The following is a 23,236-nucleotide window of genomic DNA, read 5'->3' as shown; positions in this document are numbered from 1 at the left end:
TGCCGCACATCGTCCGTGAACCGCGGCCGCCGTAAACAGGTTTGGCACCGCGACAGCTCGTATGCATCACGCGGGCATGCCCGCCCTACGTCATCGAGGTATTCGGCAGCGATGCAATAAACGTACTCCCCTCCCCCGGCGTCGAACTGATCTTCAAGCGCCCGCCATGCCGCAGCAGCACGTGCTTGACGATCGCCAGCCCGAGCCCCGTGCCCTGCGTCTCGCGCGAGCGGCTCTTGTCGACGCGGTAGAAGCGTTCCGTCAGGCGCGAGATGTGCTGCGGGTCGATGCCGATGCCGCAGTCGGCCACGGCGAACTGCAGGTCGTCCGCGCCGCGCTTCCACGACAGCGCGATGCAGCCGCCCTGCGGCGAATAGCGCACCGCGTTCGAGGCCAGGTTGGCAAAGGCACTGCGCAGCTCTTCCATGCTGCCCATGATGTCCGGCCCGTCGATCTCGACCGTGATCTCGTGCCGTCCGCCCGAGAGCGCACGCGCTTCCAGCGCCACCGATTCCACCAGCGCCGCCACGTCGACGCGCTCGCGCCGCAGCGGGAATTCGTCGGACTCCAGACGCGACAGCGTCAGCATGTCCTCGATCAGGCGCTGCATGCGCTGGCCCTGCTCGGTCATCAGTTTCAGGTGCGCGGTGCGGGTGGCGGTGTCCAGGCCTGGATCGGACATGGCGATCTCGAGGAAGCCGACGATCACCGTCAGTGGCGTGCGCAGTTCGTGCGAGGCGTTGGCGATGAAGTCGCGCCGCATGGCCTCGATGCGCTCGGTGTCGGTGGCGTCGTGGGTGACGAGGATCTGGCGCCGGTTCTCGAAGGGGATGATGCGGCATTCGATCTTGCGGCCGCGGAAGCTCAGCGTCAGCGGCTGCTCGTAGCGACCGAGGATGATGTAGTCGATGAAGTCGGGATGGCGCACCAGGTTGGTCACGCGCAGGCCCTTGTCGCGTTCGATGGTCAGGCCCAGGTGGCGCTCGGCCGCCGGGTTGCACCATTCCAGGAACAAGACGTCGTCCATGATGGCCACGCCTTCGGGCAGCAGGTGCATGGCCTGGCGGAAGCGCGCCAGCCATTCGGCCAGTTCCTGCTGGTTGCGCTCGTCCTCGCGGCGCAGGCGGTACAGGCGCGCGAAGACGTCCGTCCAGGCGCCCCAGCCGTCGGGCAGGCGTCCGCTTTGCGGGTCGTTCAGCCATTCGCCCAGCTGGTGCAGGTAGGAGAGCTGAACAAACAGCGCGGCGACCGCGCCCGCCAGCGCGATGGCCAGGCCGGCGATCGGCCCGGCCATCCACCAGACGACGCCGCCAACAATGAACACGGTGCCCAGGCGCAGCAGCGCCGGTACCCAGAACAGCAGTTTGGGATTCATCTCGCCTTCGATGGTGTGATTATTTTTCGGAGAGCATGTAGCCGACGCTGCGTACCGTGCGGATCAGTCCTTCCGCGCCCTTCAGGGCCTTGCGCAGGCGCAGTACGTGGACGTCGACCGTTCGCTCCTCGATGACGGCGTGGTCGCCCCACACCTTGTCGAGCAGCTGGGCGCGCGAGAACACGCGCTCGCGGTGCGCCAGCAGGAATTTCAGCAGCTTGTATTCGGCATTGCCGATGTCGATGCCCTGCCCCTCGATCGTCACCGTGCAGCTGGCTGGGTCGAGCACCACGCTGCCGGCGCGCAGGGGCGCCTCGGCCAGGTGCGGGCTTTTCCGGCGCAGCAGCGCGCGCGAGCGGGCCAGCAGTTCGCGCGGCGAGAAGGGCTTGGTGACGTAATCGTCGGCGCCCGTGTTCAGGCCGGCGAGCTTGTCTTCTTCCATGCTCTTCGCGGTCAGCATGATGACCGGGATGTCCTGGAAATCGCGATCCGCGCGCAGCCGCGCCAGGAGGCGCAGGCCGCTCTGGTCGGGCAGCATCCAGTCGAGCAGCAGCAGGTCGGGCTTGCCGTGGCGGATGCTGTCCCAGGCGGCGGCGGTGGTGCCGACCGAGGCGATGTTCCAGCCGGCTTCGCGCAGCGAGTAGCTCACCAGTTCGACGATGGCCGGCTCGTCCTCGACCACCAGTACGCTCGTGTTGTGCATCGGGATCAGCCTTCCTGCGCCACGGGTTTGCCGCTGTGACGAATGTCGCGGCCCTCGACCACATAGATCACGTATTCCGCGATGTTCTTCGCGTGGTCGCCGATGCGCTCGATCGCCTTGGCCACCCACAGCGTGTCCAGCGCCGAGGAGATCGTACGCGGGTCTTCCATCATGAAGGTGATCAGGTTGCGCAGGATGGTGCGGAATTCGTGGTCGATCACTTCGTCGCCGGCGATGATCGCCAGCGCCTGCTTGCCGTCGAGGCGCGCAAAGGCGTCGAGCGCGTCGTGCAGCAGGTCGGCCGTACCCTTGCCGATGGAGCGGATGATGTCGTAGTGGGCGAAGCCCGTCACGCCGCGCTCGTGCAGGCTCTTGGCGGTACGCGCGATCTTGCTCGCTTCGTCGCCGATGCGTTCCAGGTCGGTGATGACCTTGATCGTCGCCATCACGGTGCGCAGGTCGTTCGCGGCCGGCTGGCGCTTGACGATCAGGTGGCTGCAGGCGTCGTCGAGCGACACCTCGAGCTGGTTGACCGCATGGTCGTCGGCCATCACCTTCTCGGCCTTGGCCGAGTCCCCGACGCGGAAGCAGTTCAGCGCCTCCTCGAACTGGGTTTCCACCATGCCGCCCATCAGCAGCACCTTGGAACGAATGCCTTCCAGCTCCTGGTCGTACTGCTTCGATGAATGCTCGCCGATCATAATGCTGCTCTCCTAATCTGGTTCTGTTTATCGAGGCTCGGCGCTTTAACCGAAACGGCCCGTGATGTAGTCCTGCGTCTCTTTGCGTGCCGGGTTCATGAACAGCTGGTCGGTCTCGCCGAACTCCACCAGTTCGCCCAGGTACATGTAGGCAGTGTAATCGGAGCAGCGCGCGGCCTGCTGCATGTTGTGGGTCACGATCGTGATCGTGTAGTCCTGTTTCAGTTCGCTGATCAGTTCCTCGATCTTGGCCGTCGAAATCGGATCGAGCGCGGAGGTCGGCTCGTCGAGCAGCAGCACGTCCGGCTTGACCGCCACGCCACGCGCGATGCACAGGCGCTGCTGCTGCCCGCCCGAGAGCGACAGGCCGCTCTTGTTCAGCTTGTCCTTGGCCTCTTCCCACAGCGCCGCCTTTTTCAAGGCCCACTCCACGCGCTCGTCCATCTCGCCTTTCGACAGGTTTTCGTAGAGGCGCACGCCGAAGGCGATGTTGTCGTAGATCGACATCGGAAACGGGGTCGGCTTCTGGAACACCATGCCGATCTTCGCACGCAGCATGTTGACGTCGACGCCGGGCTCGAGGATGTTGCGTCCGCGGTACTGGATCGAACCCTCGGCGCGCTGGCCCGGATACAGGTCGTACATGCGGTTCAGCGTGCGCAGCAGGGTCGACTTGCCGCAGCCGGAAGGGCCGATAAAGGCCGTCACCTGCTTCTCGTGGATGTCGAGCGTGACGTTCTTCAGGCTCTGCGTTTTACCGTAGTAGAAATCCAGGCCGGAGATCTCGATGGTCTTGTTCTTCGGTGCGGCCGCGGCCGGGGTCGGGGTTGCCATAGCTTGGTTCATGTTTATCATGGTCGGGATTAGCGCGGGGTCTTCTGCGTGAAGACGGTACGCGACAGGATGTTCAGGAACAGCACGGTGAGGGTCACCAGCAGGGCGCCGCCCCAGGCCAGCGAGCGCCAGTCGTCGTAGGGGCTCATCGCGAACTTGTAGATCACCGACGGCAGGTTGGCCAGCGGCGCATTCATGTCGGTGCTGAAGAACTGGTTGTCGAGCGCGGTGAACAGCAGTGGCGCGGTCTCGCCCGAGATGCGGGCCAGGGCCAGCAGCACGCCGGTGATGATGCCGGCCTTGACGGCGCGCAGGCGCACCAGCATCGCCACCTTCCAGCGCGGCGCACCCAGCGCGAATGCGGCTTCCAGCAGGCTGTTGGGCACCAGGCGCAGCATGTTGTCGGTGGTGCGCACGACCACCGGCACGGCGATCAGGGTCAGCGCGATAGTGCCGGCGTAACCCGAGAAGTGCTGCACCTTGGCCACATAGAGAGCGTAGACAAAGAGGCCGATCACGATCGACGGCGCCGACAGCATGATGTCGGTGACGAAGCGCGTGATCTGGCCGAAGCGGTTGCGGTCGCCGTATTCGGCGAGGTAGATGCCGGCCAGGATGCCGATCGGGGTGCTGACCAGGGTCGACAGGCCGACCATCATCAGGCTGCCGACGATGGCATTGCGCAGGCCGCCGCCCTCGCCGCCCGGCGCCGGGGTGTCGCCGGTGAAGAGCGAGGCCGACAGCGCGCCGAAGCCATTGACCAGCAGCGTCCACAGGATCCAGGCCAGGAAGGCCAGGCCAATGCCCATCGCGATGACGGACAGCACGATGCCAACGCGGTGCGCCAGCAGGCGCTTGCGGTAGACAGGATTCGCGGTATTCATTATTTCGTCCCTTCCTTGCGGGACATCCCCGCCAACATCAGTTTCGCGGCCGACAGCACGACGAATGTAATACCGAACAGGATCAGTGCCAGCGCGAACAGCGAGGACACGTGCAGCGGCGAGGCCGCTTCCGCGAATTCGTTGGCCAGGGTCGAGGAGATCGAATTGCCCGGATTGAAGAGCGAGGCCGAGAGCTTGTGGGCGTTACCGATGACGAAGGTCACCGCCATCGTTTCGCCCAGCGCGCGGCCCAGGCCCAGCATCACGCCGCCGACCACGCCGTTGCGGGTATATGGCAGCACCACCTTGCGCACCACTTCCCACTTGGTGCAGCCCAGGCCGTAAGCCGATTCCTTCAGCACCGCCGGCACGATCTCGAACACGTCGCGCATCACCGAGGAGATGAAAGGGATGATCATCACGGCCAGGATCAGGCCGGCCGTCAGGATGCCGATGCCCATGGTCGGGCCCTGGAACAGCTGGCCGATGACGGGCAGCTGGCCGACCGTCTCCTTGAGGAAGGGCTGGACGTGATCGGCGAACAGCGGCGCGAACACGAACAGGCCCCACATGCCGTAGATGATCGACGGTACGCCGGCCAGCAGCTCGACCGCCGTGCCCATCGGGCGCTTGAGCCAGGCCGGGCAGATCTCGGTCAGGAACAGGGCGATGCCGAAGCTGATCGGGAAGGCGACCAGCAGCGCGATCAGCGAGGTGGCGAGCGTGCCCCAGATCGCGATCATGGCGCCGAACTTGTCGTCGACCGGATCCCATTCGACGGTGGTGATGAAGGCGGGGCCGAATTCCTTGAACGCGGGCGCCGCGCCGATCGCCAGCGAGACGATGATGCCGACCAGGGCCAGCAGCACGCTGGCCGCGAACAGCAGAGTGATCTTATGGAAGAGGAAGTCCTGGATGCGCTGGTTGCGCATGGTCTTGCGCAGGGCGGCGTACTGGTGGTCGACGCTGCCGGAGTGCGTCTCGGCCGATTTGTCGATGGCGACGGGAGGATGTGCGCTCATGTAGTGTTCTTATGTGTGTGCTGCGAGAAAGCCGCCGCGAACGGATTAGCGGGCGGCTTCCGGTTTCTTACCAGATCGCCTTGCCGGCGGCGTCCTTCAGGTTCGCGCGCCAGGCGTCCTGCACCAGCTTGGTGACGGCGTCGGGCATCGGCACATAGTCCAGCTCGGCCGCGGCGGCGTCGCCGTTCTTGTAGGCCCAGTCGAAGAACTTCAGCACTTCCTGACCCTTGGCGGCATTCGCCTGCGACTTGTGCAGCAGGATGTAGGATGCGCCCGTGATGGGCCAGCTGGCCTTGCCCGGCTGGTTGGTCAGCACCACGGCGAAGCCGGGGGCCTTGGCCCAGTCGGCGCTGGCGGCGGCGGCCTTGAAGTGCTCGTCGTCCGGCTGCAGGTAGACGCCGTCGCGGTTCTGCAGCTGGGTGTGCGACATCTTGTTCTTCTTGGCGTAGGCCCATTCCACGTAGCCGATGCCGCCCTTGATGCGCTGCACGTTGGCGGCCACGCCCTCGTTGCCCTTGCCGCCCACGCCCGTCGCCCATTTCACCGCGGTGCCGGCGCCGACCTTCAGCTTCCAGTCGGGGTTGGTCTTCGACAGGTAATCGGTGAACAGGAAGGTGGTACCCGAGCTGTCGGCGCGGTGCACGACGGTGATCTCGTCGTCCGGCAGTTTCACGCCCGGGTTCAGCGCGGCGATCGGCTGGGCGTTCCACTTGGTGATCTTGCCGAGGAAGATATCGGCCAGCACGGCGCCCGTCAGCTTGACCTGGCCTGGTGTCACGCCCGGCAGGTTAATGACCGGCACCACGCCCCCCATCACGGCCGGGAACTGGAACAGGCCCGCTTCAGTCAGTTCGGTGGCGGCGAGCGGCATGTCGGACGCGCCGAAGTCGACCGTTTTCGCCTTGATCTGCTTGATGCCGGCGCCCGAACCGACCGACTGGTAGTTCAGCCCGTTGCCGCTGGCGGCCTTGTACATCTCCGCCCATTTGGCGTAGATCGGATACGGGAAGGTGGCGCCGGCGCCGGTGATGTTCACGGCCTGGGCGGCGGTGGCGGCGAAGGTGGCGGCGGCAAGCGTGATCGAGAGGAGCAAGGGCTTCATACGCATGTCAGTTTCCTTATCAGTGTGTCCGGTGCGTGCGGCGCGGGTTGCGCCTTTGTAATGCTGCGCAGTCTAGCGGTCGAATATGACAAGTTCATGACATCGCAAAGCCACCCCTGTCGTCGAGCTGCCGGGCACCCCATCCATACGAGGTGTCATCGAATTGATGACATGCCTGCGGCGGAGGTCATCGACTAGATGACACGCAAGTATTCCTGTCATATTTCCCGTGACATGGGCAGCTTGCACTGCGCGATTCCTGGTCATACCGGCGTAATAGTGCCGTGTCCCGATGCCGGCTGTCACACAATTGATACATATGTCAAGAAGGCGAGAACAGACGATGCCAGCAGCATCCCTGCCCGGGGCGCGCTAAACAGGGCCGGGCGCGGCGCCGAAAATATTCATACGGGCAGCTCTTGTAAATACACCGCAGACTGCTATGCTCAAGGTGTAGTCTTTGCATGGAGGGATGCTGAAGAGCGTTGGCAGCTATGTTTAATATGTTTGTGTTTGCTATTCTATCGGGCATGGTTGGCCTGATCGCCTATGAGATTTTCCAGGAGATCGGTGGCAGCTCGGAAGCCCTGCACGACCACTATCACGAATAGTGCCCAACCCGCTTGCGGGACAAGTGAAGAGCGGCGAGGCCCAGCGGGCGCTCGCCGCTTCGCTTTCATGGGCTGGCGTTACGCGCATCATGCGCCGTCCACGCCCGATGTGTCCGCAACCGAGGCCGTAGCGTGGACGGCTCCGCCGTCCACGCGCGCTGCGTCCGCCGCCTAGCGCAGGAAGCGCGACAGCGCCGTCATCGCGCCGAGATCCAGGTTCAGGAATTGCAGGCCGACCTTGAATTCGCCATTGCTGAGGATGCAGTACTGGGTGCGCGCCTTGGCGTGGATGGGCACGAGCTTGCCCTCGACCAGCAGGTCGAAGCGCAGTTGCACGCCCTGCCCGGCCGCCACCGGCTGCGCCAGGTTGACGCTGACGCCGTTGGCGCTGAGGTCGGTCGTGCGCCCCATGACCGGAGGCGTGCCCTCCAGCGCGAGCATGATGCGGGTTTTGAGGATCTTGCGCGGCGACTGCCTTTGTTCAGCTTGCACGGTGGGGCCAGGGTTGAAAAGTTCAGGCCGCAATTATATGCAAGATAGCTAAAGCTGGTGGCGCTCAGTCGAGCTCGCGCAGTTTGGTGAACGCCTGGTCGATCCGTTCGACCGCGATGATGTTCATCCCCTCGATCTTCCCCTTCGGCGTATTCCCCTTCGGGATCAGCGCGATCGAAAAGCCCAGCTTGGCCGCTTCCTTAAGACGTTCCTGGCCGCGCGGCGCCGGGCGGATCTCGCCGGCCAGGCCCACTTCCCCGAACACCACCAGCCCGCGCGGCAGCGCCTTGTTGCGCATCGAGGAATTGATCGCCAGGAGCACCGCGAGGTCGGCCGCCGGTTCGGCAATCTTGACGCCGCCGACCGCGTTGATGAACACGTCCTGGTCGAAGGCGGCAATGCCCGCGTGCCGGTGCAGCACAGCCAGCAGCATGGCCAAGCGGTTCTGCTCCAGGCCGACCGACAGGCGGCGCGCGTTCGGCAGGTGGCTGGCGTCGACCAGGGCCTGGATCTCGACCAGGAGCGGGCGCGTGCCTTCCTGGGTCACCATGACGCAGGAGCCGGGCACCTGGTTGTCGTGCTGGGACAGGAACAGCGCCGAGGGATTCGAGACGCCCTTTAGGCCCTTTTCCGTCATCGCGAACACGCCCAGTTCGTTCACCGCGCCGAAGCGGTTCTTGATGGCGCGCACCAGGCGGAAGCTCGACTGGGTATCGCCTTCGAAATACAGCACGGTGTCGACGATGTGCTCGAGCACGCGCGGGCCGGCCAGCGCGCCCTCTTTCGTCACGTGGCCGACCAGGATGATGGTCACGCCGGTCTGCTTGGCCACGCGCGTCAGTTGCGCCGCGCATTCCCGCACCTGCGACACCGAACCCGGCGCGGCCGTGAGCGCGTCCGAATACAGGGTCTGGATCGAGTCGATCACCGCCACTTCCGGCTTCAAATCCGCCAGCGTGCCGAGGATTTTCTCGAGCTGGATCTCGGCCTGCAGTTTGAGGTCTTTCGCTTCGACCTGCAGGCGGCGCGCGCGCAGCGCGATCTGGGCGCCGGACTCCTCGCCGCTCACATATAAAGTGCTGCGGGTGGCGGCGAGGTTCGCCAGCGCCTGCAGCAGCAGGGTCGACTTGCCGATGCCGGGATCGCCGCCGATCAGCACCACGCCCCCCGCGACCAGGCCGCCGCCCAGCACCCGGTCGAATTCCTCGATGCCGGTGCCGAAGCGCGGCACGTCGACGGCCTCGATGTCGGCCAGCGACAGCACCGGGGCCGTCTGCGCCAGCGCCTTGTGGTTGACCGTCTGCGACATGCGGTTGACGCCGCCCGTGTCGACGGTCTGCTCGACCATCGTGTTCCAGGCCTTGCAGTCGGCGCACTGGCCCGTCCAGCGGCTGGTGACGCTGCCGCATTCGCTGCAGACGAACTGGGTTTTAGCCTTAGCCATGGGTTCCTAACCGTCCTTCCGTAACGCGTACGCGCGGCGCGAGTGCGCACATCAATTCGTACCCGATGGTACCGGACATGGTGGCGACTTCGTCGATCGGCAAGCCGTCGCCCCACAAAGTCACCTTGCTGCCCACGCGCGCATTCGGGATCGGCGTCAGGTCGACCGTCATCATGTCCATCGAGACGCGCCCGATGACCGAGGTGCGCACGCCGTCGACGATCACCGGCGTGCCGTGCGGCGCGTGGCGCGGATAGCCGTCGGCATAGCCGCAGGCGACGACGCCGACCTGCATCGGCCCGGGCGCCTCGAAACGGCTGCCGTAGCCGACGGTGTCTCCGGCCGCCAGCTGCTGGATGGCGATGATCTCGGAGCTCAGGGTCATGGTCGGGCGCAGGCCGAAGTCGTGCGCGGTGCGGCCGCCGCCGGGCGTGCCGCCGTAGAGCATGATGCCGGGACGTACCCAGTCGTTCTGCAATTCGGCCTGCAGCACCGCCTGGTGCAGCACGCCGCCCGAATTGGACAGGCTGCGTTCGCCCTCGAGACCTTCGGCGCCCTGCTGGAAGCGCTCCACCTGCTCGGTCACGGCCAGGCGCGGATGCTCGAGTTCGTCGGCATTGGCGAAGTGGGTCATCAGGGTGATGTTGCGGATGCCGGGAATCGCGCGCAGGCGTTTGTAGGCGGCCGCGTATTCCTCGGGCTTGAAGCCGAGCCGGTTCATCCCCGTGTTCATTTTCAGGTGGACGTCGATCGGCCGGTAGAGCTGGGTGTATTCGAGAATCTTGATCTGCTCGAGGCAGTGCACGGTGCTGTTGATATTGTGCTCGGCCAGCAGGGCCACGTCGCCCGCGTCGAAGATCCCTTCGAGCAGCAGGATCGGCTTGATCCAGCCCAGTTCGCGCAGGCGCAGCGCGTTTTCCGTTTCGATCAGCGCCAGTCCGTCGGCCAGTGCGAAGCCTTTCATGCCGCGCTCGAGGCCGTGGCCATAGGCGTTGGCCTTGACGACGGCCCAGACTTTGGCCTCCGGCGCACAGCTGCGTGCGCGGGCAAGGTTATGCTGCATCGAATCGAGGTGGATGGTGGCGCAGAGCGGGCGTGGCATGGGGCGTGATCTGGAAAAAAGCGTTTAGGTGAAGGGTTCTATTTTACTGGATGGGCAGGCTTCCCGCCCGTCCGCTTCTTTGGCATGCCGTTCTTTCATGGTATAAAGCAACTCACTTACGTTTTCTGACCCACTCCGAATGAATCGTGGTTTCTACACCATTATGGCGGCGCAGTTTTTCTCGTCGCTGGCAGACAATGCGCTGCTCTTTGTCGCCATTGACATTCTGGTGTCGATGAACGCGCCGGCGTCGCTGACGCCGCTGCTCAAGCTTTCATTCGTCCTGTTCTACGTGCTGCTGGCCGCCTTTGTCGGCGCCTTCGCCGATTCGCTCCCGAAGGGGCGCGTCATGTTCATCGCCAACCTGATCAAGGTGTTCGGCTGCGGCCTGATGTTCCTGACCGTGCACCCGCTGCTGGCCTATGCCGTGGTCGGCTTCGGCGCAGCCGTGTATTCGCCGGCCAAGTACGGCATCCTGACCGAACTGCTGCCGCCGGAAAAGCTCGTCGCCGCCAATGGCTGGATCGAGGGCCTGACCGTGATGTCGATCATCTTCGGCACCGTGATGGGCGGCGCGCTGGTCAGCGCCAAGGGCTCGGCCCTGCTGCTCGGCGTCGACTTCCCCCTCATCGAGACGGGCATCGACACCACCAGCGAGGCGGCGATGGCCGTCGTGGCCGGCATCTACGTGCTGGCCACCCTGTTCAACCTGCGCATCCCGGACACCGGCGCCCGCTACGAGCACCAGGAACGCAATCCGGCCAAGCTGATCGCCGACTTCGCCAACTGCTCGGCCACGCTCTGGAAAGACAAGCTGGGCCAGATCTCGCTGGCCGTCACCACCCTGTTCTGGGGCGCCGGCGCGACCCTGCAGCTGATCGTGCTGAAATGGGCCGAGCGCTCGCTGAACATGCCGCTCGATAAAGCCACGAGCCTGATCGGCGTGGTTGCCATCGGCGTGGCGGTCGGCGCGGCGCTGGCGGCGAAAATCATCCCGCTGCGCAAATCGCTGACCGTCATCCCGATGGGCGTCTTCATGGGCCTGGTCGTCACCGTGATGGTATTCGTCCACGAGGTCATCATCGCCTACCCGCTCCTGGCGCTGATCGGCTTCCTGTCGGGCTTCTTCGTCGTGCCGATGAACGCGCTGCTGCAGCACCGCGGCCACGTCCTGATGAGCGCCGGCCACTCGATCGCGGTGCAGAACTTCAACGAGAACCTGTCGATCCTGACCATGCTGGCGCTGTACGCGATCATGATCACACTGAACCTGGATCTGAACATCATCATCGTGCTGTTCGGGCTGTCGATCGCGGGGATTACCTACCTCATCATGCGCAAGCACCAGCGCAATCAGGCGCAGCATGATTCGCTGGCCTTGATTGGCGAGCACAAACATTAATCCTGGGGTGGGCACGGGTGCCCAACCCAGCTTACACCACCACCCGCCATGCAAATAATGTTTGTAATTATTTAATAATTACCAAACAATATTTCGCATATTGTCCTTGGCGGCTCTCGCTTCGGCGCGAACGCGCCAATCGTTGGGTACGATGAAGCCGCGCTCGACCTCTTCCACCAGACCCGGCGTCGCACGCACCACGGCCACCAGCACCGGCGAGGCGTTTGTCTCGAACTGCGCTTCCAGCTCGGCATGCAGCGCGGCGCTGGTGAAGGTTGCGGTCTCCTGTGTGGTACGGAAAGGCGCCAGCCATTGCAGCTTGGGCAGAACGACGAAGGCGCCGGCGCCAAGGGTATCGAGTTCGCCCAGCGCGCACCAGAAGCCGCGGCAGTGGCCGGCGGTGATGCCGCTCATCGCCGGCCAGCTGCCGGCGGGATAGAACAGCCAGCCCTTGACCAGCGCGCGCGCCAGCGTTACCGGACGCGGCAGCAGGGGCTGGGCGGCAGGATGGGCGCCCAGTTCCAGCTGGCGTCCGAAGATCTTGCGCATCTTGGCGCCCAGGCTGTCGGCCAGGTTCGGCCCGACCAAGGCGTCGAATTCCTGGCCGGCCTCGCCCTGCAGCAGGTAGAACTTGGTGGCGAATTCGATGTGTTCGAGGGCTTCGGGGCCGGCCTCGAGCAGGAAGTCGAACTCGCCGACGGTGTCGTTGCGGTTGGCGCGGATCTGCAGGCCGTGCGCCACCAGCCGGCCCTGCTCTTGGAAATAAAAGGCCATCAGCTTTTCGGCATACAGGCCGAGGCGCGTGTAGACGCGCGGGCCGAGGGCGGCGTCGAGGCGCGCCGGGTCGTGGTCGAGCGCGCGCAGCCAGCGGTCGACGTCAAGCGTGACCGGGCCGGTGGAGGCGATGCGGCCCTGCCAGTGCGGCGCGCTCGCGTCGAGCAGGTCGGGCGAATCGAGCAGCCAGGCCAGGGCGCGCACCCGCGCGCGCCGCAGGTGGCCCCAGCGGCGGTGGAAGGCGAGCTGGTAACTAGCGCGCGCGTCCTGCATGGAGACTTCGCGCCCGGCACAGATCGGCCCAGGCCAGGGCCTTGTCGCCGCCGCGGCGCAGCAGCTCGCCAGGGTGCAGGGTCGCCACCAGGGGCACGCCGCCGACGGCATGCGCCGCGCCGCGCGAACCGGCCAGCGGCTCCTGCAGCGCCTTGCCGAGCAAGCCGTTGGCGGCGATCTGGCCCAGGGTCAGGACGACGCCGGCGCCGCTCAGCACCAGCTCGCGCTCGACGAAGGGACGGCAGGCCGCCGCTTCCTCGGCCGTGGGTGCGCGGTCGCCGCCGTTCGCGCTCAGCGGCCGGCATTTCACCAGATTGGTCACGTAGACGTCCTCGGCGCGCGAGCGGCCGACGGCAGCCAGCATGTTATCCAGGAGCTGGCCGGCCTCGCCCGCCAGCGGCGTCCCCGCCGCCTCGTCGGCCGCGCTGCTGGCGCCGGCCGCGACGAACCAGCGCGCTGTTCCGGGTCGGGCGCCGGCGCCGTACACGGGCTTGCGTCCCGCGCAGTCGCTGCAGCGCGTGCAGCGCGCGATCGCGGTGCGCAGCGCGTCCCAGTCCATGGCGGCGATGGCCTCGAGGCTGTCGCCTGCCTCCTCCTCGACGGGCGCCGGCGGTGGCGCCCAGGCGGCCGGCGCCGGCGCCGAGGTCATCGGGATCTCGCCCCAGGCCGGATCGCGCGGCGGCGGCGGCACGAAGGCCGGGGCCGCCGCACGGGTCGTCTCGGCCTTCGCTTCGGCCACCGGCTCCACGGCCAGCGCCTCCTCGGGCTGCACCTCGGCTTCCGGCTCGCGCCGCAAACGCCACAGCGGCGTGATGCCCATCTCGGCCAGGAATACTTCGTCGCGCTCGCTCGATTGGCTCGATCTCATGTTCATACCGCATGCCTCATCACGATGGCGTCCTCGCGCTTGCCCTCATGGGCTGGATAATAGCCCTTGCGCCGCCCGATCTCGGCGAAGCCGAAGCGGCGGTAGACGGCCAGGGCCCGTTCGTTCGAGGGCCGCACTTCCAGCAGCACCGATGCGGCGCCCCTCTCCTTGGCCCGCGCACACAGGGTGTCGAGCAGATAGCGTCCGAGACCGGTGCCCTGGCGGCTGCCGGCGACGGCGACGTCGAGCAGGTGGGCTTCGTCGAGCGCATACATCAGCAGGAAGTAGCCGGCCAGTTCGCCAGCGGAGTTGCGCAGCAGCCAGGCGTCGTAGCCGGCGCTGATCGAATCGCTGAAATTGGCGCGGCTCCACGGATGTGGAAACACGCTGCATTCGAGCGCGTACACTTCGTCGACGTCGTCCATGGTCATCGGCACCAGCACGAGGCCGGCCGCCGGATCGGCTAGGCTGCTCGCCCTCATCATGCGCTCTTGCCCTCCGCCTTGGCGGCGTTGATCACCTGGCGCTCGGCGCTGGTGTAGGCCACCTTGTTGCGCAGGTAGAGCGGCTGCGCCTGGGCGGCGGGCACGCCCTGTCCGGCGGCCAGCGCGGCCGCGCCGATGCGCGCCAGTTCGCGCGCATGCGGAACGATGCCGGCGTCCGCCCCAGCCGCGAAGTCCTTGCCGGCAAAGGCGTCCGGATAGGCGGCGAAGCCGTTGCCGCAGGCGGTAAGGCCATCAGCCGGCAGCGGCTGCACCGCCTCGGGACTGGAGAGGGCGGGCTCGGCCACGACTTGCCAGGCGCCGTCGAAGCGATACTGCGCCCAATACACTTCGTTCATGCGCGCATCCAGCACGGCCAGCACCTCGGTCGCACCGGTCTTGGCGCGGCAGGCCTCGGCCATCGCCTCGAGCGTCACCAGCGGCAGCACCGGCAGGCCGGCGCCGAAGGCGAGGCCCTGGGCCACGCCGCAGGCCGTCCGTACGCCGGTGAACGAGCCGGGGCCGGCGCCGAAAGCGATCCCCTCGACATCGGCCAGCGTCAGACGCGCTTCGGCCAGCAGTTCCTGCACCATCGGCAGCACGGATTGCGAATGGGTGCGCACGCCGCCGGACTCGCGCGCGAGGACATGGTCGCCGCACAGGAGTGCGCAGGAGGCGAGTTCGGACGAGGTTTCGATGGCAAGGATGATAGGCATGCGCTATTTTAACCCGACGCGCAGGGGCCCGGCCATGGCCGCCTTGGCCTTCCACGCCACCGCAAGGTAGAATCCGCCCATGCATAGCCTGACACTCGACACCAGCAACCGCGACCAGCTTGCCGCCTCCTTCGAAGATGGCCGCTGGATCGTCGCCTGCCTGTGCGCCGCCTGGTGCGGCACCTGCGGCGGCTACCGCGCCGCCTTCGACGCCCTGGCCGCGCGCCATCCGGACAAGACCTTCGTCTGGATCGACATCGAAGACCAGGCCGAGGTCGTCGGCGACCTCGACGTCGACAACTTTCCGACCCTGCTGCTCCAGCGCGACGACACCGTCGCCTTTTTCGGCCCCATGCTGCCCGACGCCCTGCTGGCCGAGCGCCTGGTGCAGGCCCAGGCCGAACTGGCGCCGGAAGAACTCGCGCGCCTGGCCCAGTCGACCGCCGAGCGGCGCGACTGGCAGCGCGACTGCAATCTCCAGACTTTGTTGCGCCAAGCCAGTTAATTCGCATAGCTCCGGCCGCAACATGGCGGGCGCCACCTCCCGTCGCCCACTTTCAAAGCTCGCCATGAAGACGTTTCTTGGCACCGCGCTCGGCACTGCCGTCGGCACCCTGCTCGATACGGGCTCTCTCGGCAGCGCGCAGGAATTCGACCAGTACCGCGCCGTTCTTGTGGGACTGGCAAGCGGCGCCCGGCGCCAGCCTTGGCCAGGAAGAAAAAGCCGCGCAGCCGGATCGATAACGGTGCTATTCCGCCACCCCGGTCCGCGCCTTACCTGGCCGTGCTGGCCGAAGGGAAGAACACCTGGCGGCCGTCCACCTTGAAGGCCGCGATCAGCTGCTGGCCTTCGCTCGAGGTGATCCATTCGATCAACTGCATCGCGCCCTTGTAATTCACGTCTTTCGATTTCTGCGGATTGACGGCGATGATGCCGTAGGGGTTGAACATCTTCGGGTCGCCCTCGACCGCGATCTGCAAGCCGGTCTTGGCGCGGTAGGCGATGTAGGTGGCGCGGTCGGTCAGTGTATACCCGCGCAGCTCGGCGGCCATGTTCAGCACCTCGCCCATGCCCAGGCCGGCCGAGACATAGGCGCCGCCCTGCGGCTGGCTGCCGACCTGCTTCCAGTAAGCCTTTTCCATCTGATCAGTGCCGGAATTGTCGCCGCGCGAGATGAATTTCGCCCCGCTGGCGGCGATCTTCTTCATCGCGGCCAGGACATCCTTACTCCCCTTGATCCCGGCCGGGTCGCTTTCCGGGCCGGCGATGATGAAGTCGTTGTACATCACGTCGCGGCGGTTCACGCCATGCCCCTCGGCGACGAACTGATCCTCGGACGCGCGGGCATGCACCAGCGTGACGTCGACGTCGCCGTTCTTGGCCAGCTCCAGCGCCTTGCCGGTGCCGACCGAGATCACCTTGACCTTGGCATTCGCTTTGGCTTCGAACTTCGGCAGCAGGTATTGCAGCAGGCCCGAGTTCTCGGTGCTGGTGGTGGTCGACAGGCGGATCGCCTGCTGCGCCAGCGCGGGCGCCGCGCTGGCGGCAGCGGCCAGCAGGAAGCCCAGCAGGGCAAGGTGCTTCTTCAGGTTCGTCATCTCGTTCCTTGTTATCGATGTGTTATGTGGTGTGCTATCGTAATCCGCCTTCGAAAACTTTCAATATGAACATGTTTGCATATGTTTTAAGACCTGGCTGTCAGTCTGGCGATGCTGCACGTTAAGCTCGCCTACACCTTCACCCGCGCCGGCGGCATGCGGATGCAGCTCGACAATCCGCTGTTCGAGATCCTCTCCGCGGTGCACGCCGCCGGCTCGGTGGGCCAGGCCGCCACGCGCCTGCAGCTGTCCTATCGCCACGTCTGGGGCGAACTCAAGAAATGGGAAGCGGCGCTCGACGCCGAACTGATCGTCTGGGAACGCGGCAAGCGCGCGCGTCTCTCTCCCTTCGGCGAAAAGCTGCTGTTCGCCGAGCAGCGCGCCAAGATGCGCGTGCATCCGCAGGTCGAGAACCTGGTCGCCGAGATGGAACGCGAGTTCGCGCTCGCCTTCGATCCCGACGTCCACGTGATTCCCATGTTCGCCAGCCACGACCTCGCGCTGACGCGCCTGAAGGAATTCCTGGCGCGCGACGCCGGGCTGCACCTCGACCTGCAGTTCGGCGGCAGCCTGGCCTGCATCGAGGCGCTCTCGCGCGGCGACTGCCTGCTCGCCGGCTTTCACGTCAGCGAAGACCGGGGGCAAGGCAGCATGGCGCACAAGGCCTTCAAGGCGCTGTTGAAACCGGGCCGCCACAAGCTGATCCAGTTCGTCGGACGCCAGCAAGGCCTGATGCTCGCGCCGGGCAATCCGAAAGGCGTCGCGGGGATCGAAGACCTGAAGCGTGCCGATCTGCGCTTCGTGAACCGCCAGCCCGGATCGGGCACCCGGCTCGAGATCGAACAGCTCCTGGCCCGGGCCGCGATCGCGCCCTCGAGCGTGAACGGCTTCGAGCGCGCCGAACCGACCCACCTGGCCGTGGCCGCCGCCGTGGCCTCGAACATGGCCGATGTCGGCTTCGGCATCCAGGCCGCGGCAGCCGCCTTCGGTCTCGAGTTCCTGCCGCTGCTGCGCGAACAGTATTATTTCGTCTGCCTGAAGGAAGCGGTCGACGGCGCGCCGATCCGCAAGCTGCGTGAGCTGCTGGCGCGCAGCGAGTGGCAGGGACTGGTCGCGGACCTGCCCGGCTACGACATCGAGGGCGCGGGCGAGGTCATCGCCTTGAGCCGCGCCCTGCCCTGGTATTCCTTCCGCAAGCCGAAGTAAACGCGTTTAGCCCAGCCTGAGCGGCAGGCTGCGCAGCCGCTTGCCCGTCAGCTTGAACACGGCCGCCGCCACGGCCGGCGCCACCGGCGGCACGCCGGGCTCGCCCACACCTTCGGGCGGCTCGGCGCTGGCGACGATGACGGTGTCGACCTGCGGCGCGCGATCCATGCGCAGAAGCGGATAGTCGCCGAAGTTCGACTGCTGCACGCGCCCCTTGTCGATCGTGATCTCGCCGCCCAGCGCCGCCGACAGGCCGAACACGACCGCCGATTCCATCTGCTGGGCCACGATGTTCGGATTGACGACGATGCCGCAGTCGATCGCGCAGACCACGCGGTGCACGCGGATGTCGGTGCCGTCGACCGAGACCTCGGCCACCTGGGCCACGATGCTGCCAAAGGACTGGTGCAGGGCGACGCCGTGGGCGCGTCCTGCCGCCGGCGCACCGGCCTTGCGCACGGCCGCTTCCAGCACCGCCAGGTGGCGCGGATGCTCTTTCAGCATGGCGCGCCGGTAGGCCACGCCGTCCTGCCCCGCCGCATGCGCGACCTCGTCGAGGAAGGCCTCCTTGAAGAAGGCGTTGTGCGAATGCCCGACCGAGCGCCAGTAGCCGAGCGGCACCGGGCTGTCGACGATGACGTGGGCGATGCGCTGGTTGGCGATCTCGTACTGCATGTCGTACTCGCCCTCGGCCGTGGTCTTGTCCGGCCCCAGGCCCGGCAGGCCCAGGTTGCGCGGAAAGTACTGGTGGCCGATCGCACCGCTGGCCGACTTGTTGTCCCAGGCCAGCAGGCGTCCATTGGCATCGAGCGCCGCCTTGAAGCGCGCCAGCGCGGCCGGGCGATACACGTCGTGGGTGGTGTCGTCCTCGCGCGTCCAGATCAGCTGCACCGGCTTGCCGTGCGTGGTCAGCGCCACGGCCACCGCCTGCGCCACCATGTCGCCCTCCAGGCGGCGCCCGAAGCCGCCGCCGAGCAGCATCACCTCGATGGCGACGTCCTCGCGCGCCACGCCGGCGACCTTGGCCGCGACGTCGACCGCGATGCTCGGCACCTGGGTCGAGGCCCACAGGCGCACCTTGCCGTCCGCGACCTGGGCCGTGCAGTTGACGGGTTCCATCGTCGCATGCGCCAGATAGGGCGCGCGGTATTCGGCAGTGACGGTCTTGGCGACGTTCGCCACGTCCTGGGTGCCGCTCTCGTAATAGGTGAAACCGGATTCCTCGTCGAGAGCCCGGGCGAAGCCCTGGAAAATCGATGCCGAAGACAGGCCGGCACCAGCGCCTTCGTTCCAGCGCACCGGCAGCGCCGCGGCCGCCGTCTTCGCCTGCCACCAGCTGCGCGCGACGACGGCCACGCCGGCGCCGGCGCCCGCGTAGGGCCCGAGCGAGGCCGAGACGTCGGCGACGCCGACCACGCCGGGCATGGCTTGCACTTTATCGGCATCGAAGGAAGCGACGGTGGCGCCGATCACGGGCGCCATCCGCACCGCCGCGTACAGCATGCCGGGCGGACGCGCATCGATGCCGAACAGAGCGGAACCATCGACCTTGCCAGGGGTGTCGCGGCGCGGCACCGGTTTGCCGATCAGGCGGAATTCACGCGGTTCCTTGAGCTTGACGTCGCCGGCGTCGATGCCGGCGCCGACCTGCGCCGCGCGCGCGGCCAGGCTGGCGTAGGAGGCGCGCCGGCCGTCGGTGTGGATCACGAAACCGTCCTCGGTGCGCAGGTCGCGCACGGAGGCTTTCCACGCTTGCGCGGCTGCTTTGACTAGCATCGCGCGCGCCACCGCGCCGGCTTCGCGCATCGGCTGCCAGGCATCCTTCACGCTGGTCGAGCCGCCGGTGAACATGATGCCGAGTTCGCGCCCGACTTTGCCGAGCACCCACTGCACGCCATCCTTGACGTTGCCGCGTTCGTCCGGGTGAAAGGGCAGGTTCTCACGCAGCACCGCCAGGTTGCCGAAGATCTTGTCGATCGGCGCCGGGGCGATGCGCACGCTGGCCAGCGCGGCGTCGAGTTCCTCGGCGACGAGCATCGGCAGCGCCGTGTGCACGCCCTGCCCCATCTCGCTGCGCGGCACCACCACCGACACCGTGCCGTCGGCGTTGATGGCGATCCAGCCGTTGAGGGCGACCGCGCCGTTTGCGACCGGCAGCGGTGCGCTCGTGTGCAGGCGCTGGCGCGGCGGGCGCGTGCCCCAGCCGACCAGCAGCGCGCCGCCGGCCACCAGGCCGCCGAGCAGGAAGCGCCGGCGCGAACGTCCCTTTCTGCGTGCGCCTTCAAGCGATGGTGTCGCGTCCTCCGTGCTGGTCGTTTTGCTCGTGTCCGTATCTCTCATTCTTCTTCGATCCCCAGTGTTCCAGCAGCTCGCCCGGCGCCACCGGGCGGCCGTACAGGTAACCCTGTGCGCGCGCGCAGCCGTGACGCAGCAGGAATGCCGCCTGTTCTACGTTTTCCACCCCCTCGGCGATCACCGAGAGGTTCATGCTCTTCCCTAACTGGATGATCGCGATCGCGATCGCCTCGTCGTTCGAATCGACCGCGATGTCCTTGATGAAGCTGCGGTCGATCTTCAGGACGTCGACCGGCAACTGCTTCAAATACGCCAGCGACGAATAGCCGGTGCCGAAATCGTCGATCGCCAGCCCTACCCCGATCGCGTGCAGCTCGTGCACGAAGGCGAGCGCGTCGCCGGTATTCATGATGACCGACTCCGTCACCTCCAGCTGCAGGCGGCGCGGCGCCAGGCGCGTCTCCGCCAGCGCCTGCGCCACCTGGGCCGCCATCGCGCCCCGTTCGACCTGGCGCACCGACAGGTTGACCGCCATCTTCGGCACCGCCAGTCCCGCCTCGTCCCAGCGCACCATCTGGCGGCAGGCCTCGAACAAGACCCATTCGCCGATCTGGTTGATGAAGCCGGTGTCCTCGGCCATCGGGATGAAACGCACCGGACTGACCGGCCCCAACTCGGGATTATGCCAGCGTACCAGCGCTTCGACCCCGATCAGGCGTCCACTGTCGATTTCGACCTGTGGCTGGTAGTGCAGATAAATCTCGTTGCGCTCGATCGCGCGCCGCAGCAGCGCCTCCATGCGCAGGCGCTCGACGCCCTCGCCGTCCATTTCGGGCGAGTAGAACTGGTAGCCGTTGCGCCCGCGCGACTTGGCCTGGTACATGGCCACGTCGGCATTCTTGACCAGCACGTTGCCATCCTGGCCGTCGCCCGGGAACAGGCTGATGCCGATCGAGCCGGTGACGAACAGCTCGTGGTTCGAGACCAGGAAGGGCTGCTCGAACAGGGCCATCATCTTGCAGGCCACCTGGCCCGCGCCATAGCTGCCGTCGACGTTCTCGAGCAGGACGATGAATTCGTCGCCGCCCAGGCGCGCCAGCGTATCGCCGTCGCGCAGGCGCTCGCCGAGCGCGGTCGCCACCTGTTTCAGCAGCTCGTCGCCGACGTGGTGGCCGAGCGTGTCGTTGACGTTCTTGAAGCGATCCAGGTCGATGAACATGACGGCCAGCTGCTGGTTCTCGCGCGTGGCGCGCCCGATCGCGTGCAGCAGGCGATCGTTGAACAGCAGCCGGTTCGGCAGGCTGGTGAGCGGATCGTGGTGCGCCAGGTAGTCGAGCTTTTCCTGCGACTCCTTCAGGCGCGTGATGTCGCTGAAGACGCCGACGTAGTGCGTCACGCGGCCCTCGTCGTTGCGCACCGTCGAGACGGTCAGCCATTCCAGGTAGGTTTCGCCGTCCTTGCGCGTGCTCCAAAGCTCGCCGCGCCAGAAGCCGCTCTCGCTCAACTGGCGCCACATGTTCCAGAACAGGTCGGGGTCGTGGCGGGTCGAACGCGTCACGCTCCAGGACTTGCCGACCACCTCGCTCGACGCGAAGCCGGTGATGTGGCTGAAGGCCGGATTCACGGTGACGATCATGCCGTAGACGTCCACCACCATCACGCCGTCGGCGATGTGTTCGAGCACGGTGCTCGACAGGCGCAGCTTCTCCTCGCTCTGCTTGCGCTCGGAGATGTCGGCGAAGACCCAGACGTTGCCCGCTTCCGGATGGGCCGGATCGATCGAGCTGCCGCTCACCATGCACCACAGCAGGCTGCCGTCGCGGCGCCGGAACTGGCGTTCGTGGCTGGTTTCCTCGCCGCGCGCCAGGCGCGGGAAGAATTCGCCCTCGGCGCGCGCATGGTCGCCCTCGCTCACGAACAGGATCGAGGCGGGCAGCCCGATCAGGCTGCCCTCGGGGTAGCCGAACAGCTGCTCGGTACGGCGGTTGACCGAGACGATGCGGCGCTCGCGCGTAAACACGACGCCGAACATGACGTTGTCGAGGATTGCCCCCTGCTCGGCCAGCAGCGCCCCGATACGCATCTCGTTGTGCTTGCGTTCGCTGATGTCGGAGATGATCCCGTCGACCCAGAAACTGTCCTCGCCCGGCACGCGCCGCGGCTGGCCGCTTTCGAGCACCCAGCGCTCCTGCCCGTGCGCGTCGACGATGCGGTATTCGACTTCGTAGCTGCGCCCGGACTGCAGGGCGTCGCGCGTCGTGCGGCGCCGCAGTTCCTGGTCGTCCGCGTGGATCAGGTTCGACCAGGCATTCGTGTCGCCGCGCATCAGCTGGGCGGCCGGGACGCCGGCGATGCCCTCGATCGCCTCGCTCACGAACTCGATCGGCCCGCGCGCACGGGCGCGGAACACGGCGCCAGGCACCTGGCTGACGATGGAACGGAATTGCTCCTCGCGCCGCGCGACGTCCATGAACAGGGTGCGGATGGCGACCCGCATGCGCTCCATCTGGGTGCCCAGGCGTCCCAGTTCGCCGGGCACGTCGAGCACCAGGGGCGTATCGAAGTCGCCGCGCGAAAGGCGGTCGGAAAAACCGGCGAGCGTGCGCAGGGGCGCCTGCAGGCGCCGCCGCAGGAAGGCCAGGATCAGGAGCAGCGAGACGGCCACCTGCACCGCCAGCACCAGCGCGTAGTTACGCTGCTTGCGCTGCAGCGCCTGGCTGCTGAGCAGGTCGTCCATCTCGATCGTCACCTGTCCGATGCGTTCGCCCTGCATCACGATCGGGCGCTCGGCGCGCAGCACTTTGCCCAGCGCGCGTTCGGGAGCGCGGGCATCGATCACCCCGGTATCCGACGCGCCGCGCACCTGAATGCGCACCACCGACGGATCGCGCATGACGGAATCGACCAACGAACGCCCGGCTTCGGGATTCATGTTCCAGAGCGCTTCGCGCATGCCCAGCGACAGAATCTCGGCATTGCGCTGCAGGGTGTCGTTGAGTTCGGCGACCGTGTTCTGCCGTTCCTGCACGACGAGCAGGAAATAGCTGGCCACCAGCGCGGGCACGACCAGGCCGCCGACGACGACCAGCAGGATGGCAGCGTATACCGACCGGGCATGGAGCCGGCTTATCCGCGACGCCAGTCCGCGCAGGTCAAGCCTCCGCATGGTCGCGGCCGCAAAGGTTGGCGCCGGCGGCGCCGGCCTGGGTCGGAGGAGTGCTCACGCTGCGGATCATGCCTGCAAATAGTGCCATCGCCATTAGATAGACAGATTCCAGCCGGGGAACCGCCGGTCGCAGGGGGCGCGAACCCGCCTGTTACAGCCTCATCATCGCACAGCCGCGCCGCTTC

20 protein-coding genes are annotated in these 23,236 nt (G+C 66.6%); 3 read left to right on the top strand and 17 right to left on the bottom strand.

All coding sequences use genetic code 11. The features are described from left to right. Positions 1-85: 85 nt before the first annotated feature. From phoR to alr, 10 genes are all read right to left on the bottom strand, one after another. Positions 86-1,375: a phosphate regulon sensor histidine kinase PhoR gene (gene phoR / locus ASF77_RS13155; RefSeq protein ID WP_056339867.1), complete on the bottom strand. Its 1,290-nt coding sequence runs from the start codon at positions 1,373-1,375 to the stop codon at positions 86-88. Positions 1,376-1,394: 19 nt separating this feature from the next. Next, on the bottom strand, positions 1,395-2,078 hold the full coding sequence (locus ASF77_RS13150; RefSeq protein WP_056339864.1) for a response regulator: 684 nt from the start codon (positions 2,076-2,078) through the stop codon (positions 1,395-1,397). A gap of 5 nt (positions 2,079-2,083) precedes the next feature. Next, entirely contained in the window at positions 2,084-2,779 is a 696-nt protein-coding gene (phoU, locus tag ASF77_RS13145) for a phosphate signaling complex protein PhoU (RefSeq protein ID WP_056339862.1), read from the bottom strand. Between the two features lie 45 nt (positions 2,780-2,824). Then, entirely contained in the window at positions 2,825-3,613 is a 789-nt protein-coding gene (gene pstB / locus ASF77_RS13140) for a phosphate ABC transporter ATP-binding protein PstB (RefSeq protein WP_229445431.1), read from the bottom strand. Between the two features lie 29 nt (positions 3,614-3,642). Next, positions 3,643-4,497, bottom strand: coding sequence for a phosphate ABC transporter permease PstA (gene pstA / locus ASF77_RS13135; RefSeq protein WP_056339856.1), 855 nt, complete (start codon positions 4,495-4,497; stop codon positions 3,643-3,645). Continuing rightward, positions 4,497-5,429: a phosphate ABC transporter permease subunit PstC gene (gene pstC, locus ASF77_RS13130; protein ID WP_373961874.1), complete on the bottom strand. Its 933-nt coding sequence runs from the start codon at positions 5,427-5,429 to the stop codon at positions 4,497-4,499. The genes pstA and pstC overlap by 1 nt, the downstream gene beginning before the upstream one ends. A gap of 157 nt (positions 5,430-5,586) precedes the next feature. Beyond that, positions 5,587-6,627 (bottom strand): phosphate ABC transporter substrate-binding protein PstS, encoded by a 1,041-nt coding sequence (pstS, locus tag ASF77_RS13125; protein ID WP_056339850.1) that lies wholly within the window; start codon positions 6,625-6,627, stop codon positions 5,587-5,589. A 776-nt stretch (positions 6,628-7,403) separates the two neighbouring features. Further along, positions 7,404-7,724, bottom strand: coding sequence for a PilZ domain-containing protein (locus ASF77_RS13120; protein WP_156648877.1), 321 nt, complete (start codon positions 7,722-7,724; stop codon positions 7,404-7,406). A gap of 64 nt (positions 7,725-7,788) precedes the next feature. Continuing rightward, the gene (gene radA / locus ASF77_RS13115) at positions 7,789-9,168 is read right to left on the bottom strand and encodes a DNA repair protein RadA (protein ID WP_056339848.1); all 1,380 of its coding nucleotides are present in this window, start codon (positions 9,166-9,168) and stop codon (positions 7,789-7,791) included. Next, on the bottom strand, positions 9,161-10,270 hold the full coding sequence (gene alr / locus ASF77_RS13110) for an alanine racemase (protein ID WP_056339845.1): 1,110 nt from the start codon (positions 10,268-10,270) through the stop codon (positions 9,161-9,163). Before alr ends, radA begins: the two co-directional genes overlap by 8 nt. A gap of 139 nt (positions 10,271-10,409) precedes the next feature. Between alr and lplT the strand changes: the two genes are divergently transcribed. Next, a complete protein-coding gene (gene lplT, locus ASF77_RS13105; RefSeq protein ID WP_056339842.1) occupies positions 10,410-11,672 on the top strand; it encodes a lysophospholipid transporter LplT in 1,263 nt (420 codons plus the stop codon). A gap of 78 nt (positions 11,673-11,750) precedes the next feature. On the opposite strand, the gene ASF77_RS13100 is transcribed toward lplT, so the two are convergent. The 4 genes from ASF77_RS13100 to tsaB are packed head-to-tail and all read right to left on the bottom strand — an operon-like array spanning position 11,751 to position 14,785. Further along, positions 11,751-12,719: a DUF1853 family protein gene (locus tag ASF77_RS13100; protein WP_056339839.1), complete on the bottom strand. Its 969-nt coding sequence runs from the start codon at positions 12,717-12,719 to the stop codon at positions 11,751-11,753. Then, positions 12,700-13,587: a uracil-DNA glycosylase gene (locus ASF77_RS13095; protein ID WP_056340424.1), complete on the bottom strand. Its 888-nt coding sequence runs from the start codon at positions 13,585-13,587 to the stop codon at positions 12,700-12,702. The genes ASF77_RS13100 and ASF77_RS13095 overlap by 20 nt, the downstream gene beginning before the upstream one ends. A gap of 2 nt (positions 13,588-13,589) precedes the next feature. Beyond that, a complete protein-coding gene (gene rimI / locus ASF77_RS13090) occupies positions 13,590-14,069 on the bottom strand; it encodes a ribosomal protein S18-alanine N-acetyltransferase (protein ID WP_156648876.1) in 480 nt (159 codons plus the stop codon). Then, positions 14,069-14,785 carry a tRNA (adenosine(37)-N6)-threonylcarbamoyltransferase complex dimerization subunit type 1 TsaB gene (tsaB, locus tag ASF77_RS13085; RefSeq protein ID WP_056339833.1) on the bottom strand — a complete coding sequence of 239 codons (717 nt, stop codon included), beginning with the start codon at positions 14,783-14,785 and terminating at the stop codon, positions 14,069-14,071. The genes rimI and tsaB overlap by 1 nt, the downstream gene beginning before the upstream one ends. A gap of 79 nt (positions 14,786-14,864) precedes the next feature. On the opposite strand from tsaB, the gene ASF77_RS13080 reads away from it, so the two are divergent. After that, on the top strand, positions 14,865-15,290 hold the full coding sequence (locus ASF77_RS13080) for a thioredoxin family protein (RefSeq protein WP_056339830.1): 426 nt from the start codon (positions 14,865-14,867) through the stop codon (positions 15,288-15,290). Positions 15,291-15,559: 269 nt separating this feature from the next. On the opposite strand, the gene ASF77_RS13075 is transcribed toward ASF77_RS13080, so the two are convergent. Beyond that, positions 15,560-16,384, bottom strand: a complete 825-nt coding sequence (locus ASF77_RS13075; RefSeq protein ID WP_082493752.1) for a substrate-binding domain-containing protein — start codon at positions 16,382-16,384, stop codon at positions 15,560-15,562. Positions 16,385-16,495: 111 nt separating this feature from the next. Between ASF77_RS13075 and ASF77_RS13070 the strand changes: the two genes are divergently transcribed. Continuing rightward, complete coding sequence (locus ASF77_RS13070) at positions 16,496-17,590, top strand: substrate-binding domain-containing protein (RefSeq protein ID WP_056339827.1); 1,095 nt, start codon at positions 16,496-16,498, stop codon at positions 17,588-17,590. Between the two features lie 6 nt (positions 17,591-17,596). Here ASF77_RS13070 and ASF77_RS13065 read toward each other — a convergent pair whose 3' ends face one another. Both ASF77_RS13065 and ASF77_RS13060 read right to left on the bottom strand, forming a co-directional pair. Next, positions 17,597-19,930 carry a molybdopterin cofactor-binding domain-containing protein gene (locus ASF77_RS13065; protein ID WP_082493751.1) on the bottom strand — a complete coding sequence of 778 codons (2,334 nt, stop codon included), beginning with the start codon at positions 19,928-19,930 and terminating at the stop codon, positions 17,597-17,599. Then, positions 19,872-23,051, bottom strand: coding sequence for an EAL domain-containing protein (locus tag ASF77_RS13060; RefSeq protein WP_082493750.1), 3,180 nt, complete (start codon positions 23,049-23,051; stop codon positions 19,872-19,874). Before ASF77_RS13060 ends, ASF77_RS13065 begins: the two co-directional genes overlap by 59 nt. Positions 23,052-23,236 lie beyond the last annotated feature (185 nt).

Source organism: Massilia sp. Leaf139 (genome assembly GCF_001424165.1).
Taxonomy (GTDB): Bacteria; Pseudomonadota; Gammaproteobacteria; order Burkholderiales; family Burkholderiaceae_D; genus Telluria.
Note: the sequence above shows the minus strand (reverse complement) of the source record. Positions and strands in the feature narration are given on the sequence as shown.

What these genes read in the sequence shown, in the direction of transcription:
- tsaB (WP_056339833.1), bottom strand. Translation starts at nt 14,785, where the DNA reads ATGCCTATCATCCTTGCCATCGAAACCTCGTCCGAACTCGCCTCCTGC.
- ASF77_RS13075 (WP_082493752.1), bottom strand. Translation starts at nt 16,384, where the DNA reads ATGACGAACCTGAAGAAGCACCTTGCCCTGCTGGGCTTCCTGCTGGCC.
- phoR (WP_056339867.1), bottom strand. Translation starts at nt 1,375, where the DNA reads ATGAATCCCAAACTGCTGTTCTGGGTACCGGCGCTGCTGCGCCTGGGC.
- ASF77_RS13070 (WP_056339827.1), top strand. Translation starts at nt 16,496, where the DNA reads ATGCTGCACGTTAAGCTCGCCTACACCTTCACCCGCGCCGGCGGCATG.
- pstS (WP_056339850.1), bottom strand. Translation starts at nt 6,627, where the DNA reads ATGCGTATGAAGCCCTTGCTCCTCTCGATCACGCTTGCCGCCGCCACC.
- ASF77_RS13100 (WP_056339839.1), bottom strand. Translation starts at nt 12,719, where the DNA reads ATGCAGGACGCGCGCGCTAGTTACCAGCTCGCCTTCCACCGCCGCTGG.
- pstC (WP_373961874.1), bottom strand. Translation starts at nt 5,429, where the DNA reads ATGCGCAACCAGCGCATCCAGGACTTCCTCTTCCATAAGATCACTCTG.
- alr (WP_056339845.1), bottom strand. Translation starts at nt 10,270, where the DNA reads ATGCCACGCCCGCTCTGCGCCACCATCCACCTCGATTCGATGCAGCAT.
- pstB (WP_229445431.1), bottom strand. Translation starts at nt 3,613, where the DNA reads ATGGCAACCCCGACCCCGGCCGCGGCCGCACCGAAGAACAAGACCATC.
- pstA (WP_056339856.1), bottom strand. Translation starts at nt 4,497, where the DNA reads ATGAATACCGCGAATCCTGTCTACCGCAAGCGCCTGCTGGCGCACCGC.
- phoU (WP_056339862.1), bottom strand. Translation starts at nt 2,779, where the DNA reads ATGATCGGCGAGCATTCATCGAAGCAGTACGACCAGGAGCTGGAAGGC.
- rimI (WP_156648876.1), bottom strand. Translation starts at nt 14,069, where the DNA reads ATGAGGGCGAGCAGCCTAGCCGATCCGGCGGCCGGCCTCGTGCTGGTG.
- ASF77_RS13065 (WP_082493751.1), bottom strand. Translation starts at nt 19,930, where the DNA reads ATGAGAGATACGGACACGAGCAAAACGACCAGCACGGAGGACGCGACA.
- ASF77_RS13150 (WP_056339864.1), bottom strand. Translation starts at nt 2,078, where the DNA reads ATGCACAACACGAGCGTACTGGTGGTCGAGGACGAGCCGGCCATCGTC.
- lplT (WP_056339842.1), top strand. Translation starts at nt 10,410, where the DNA reads ATGAATCGTGGTTTCTACACCATTATGGCGGCGCAGTTTTTCTCGTCG.
- radA (WP_056339848.1), bottom strand. Translation starts at nt 9,168, where the DNA reads ATGGCTAAGGCTAAAACCCAGTTCGTCTGCAGCGAATGCGGCAGCGTC.
- ASF77_RS13060 (WP_082493750.1), bottom strand. Translation starts at nt 23,051, where the DNA reads ATGCGGAGGCTTGACCTGCGCGGACTGGCGTCGCGGATAAGCCGGCTC.
- ASF77_RS13095 (WP_056340424.1), bottom strand. Translation starts at nt 13,587, where the DNA reads ATGAGATCGAGCCAATCGAGCGAGCGCGACGAAGTATTCCTGGCCGAG.
- ASF77_RS13080 (WP_056339830.1), top strand. Translation starts at nt 14,865, where the DNA reads ATGCATAGCCTGACACTCGACACCAGCAACCGCGACCAGCTTGCCGCC.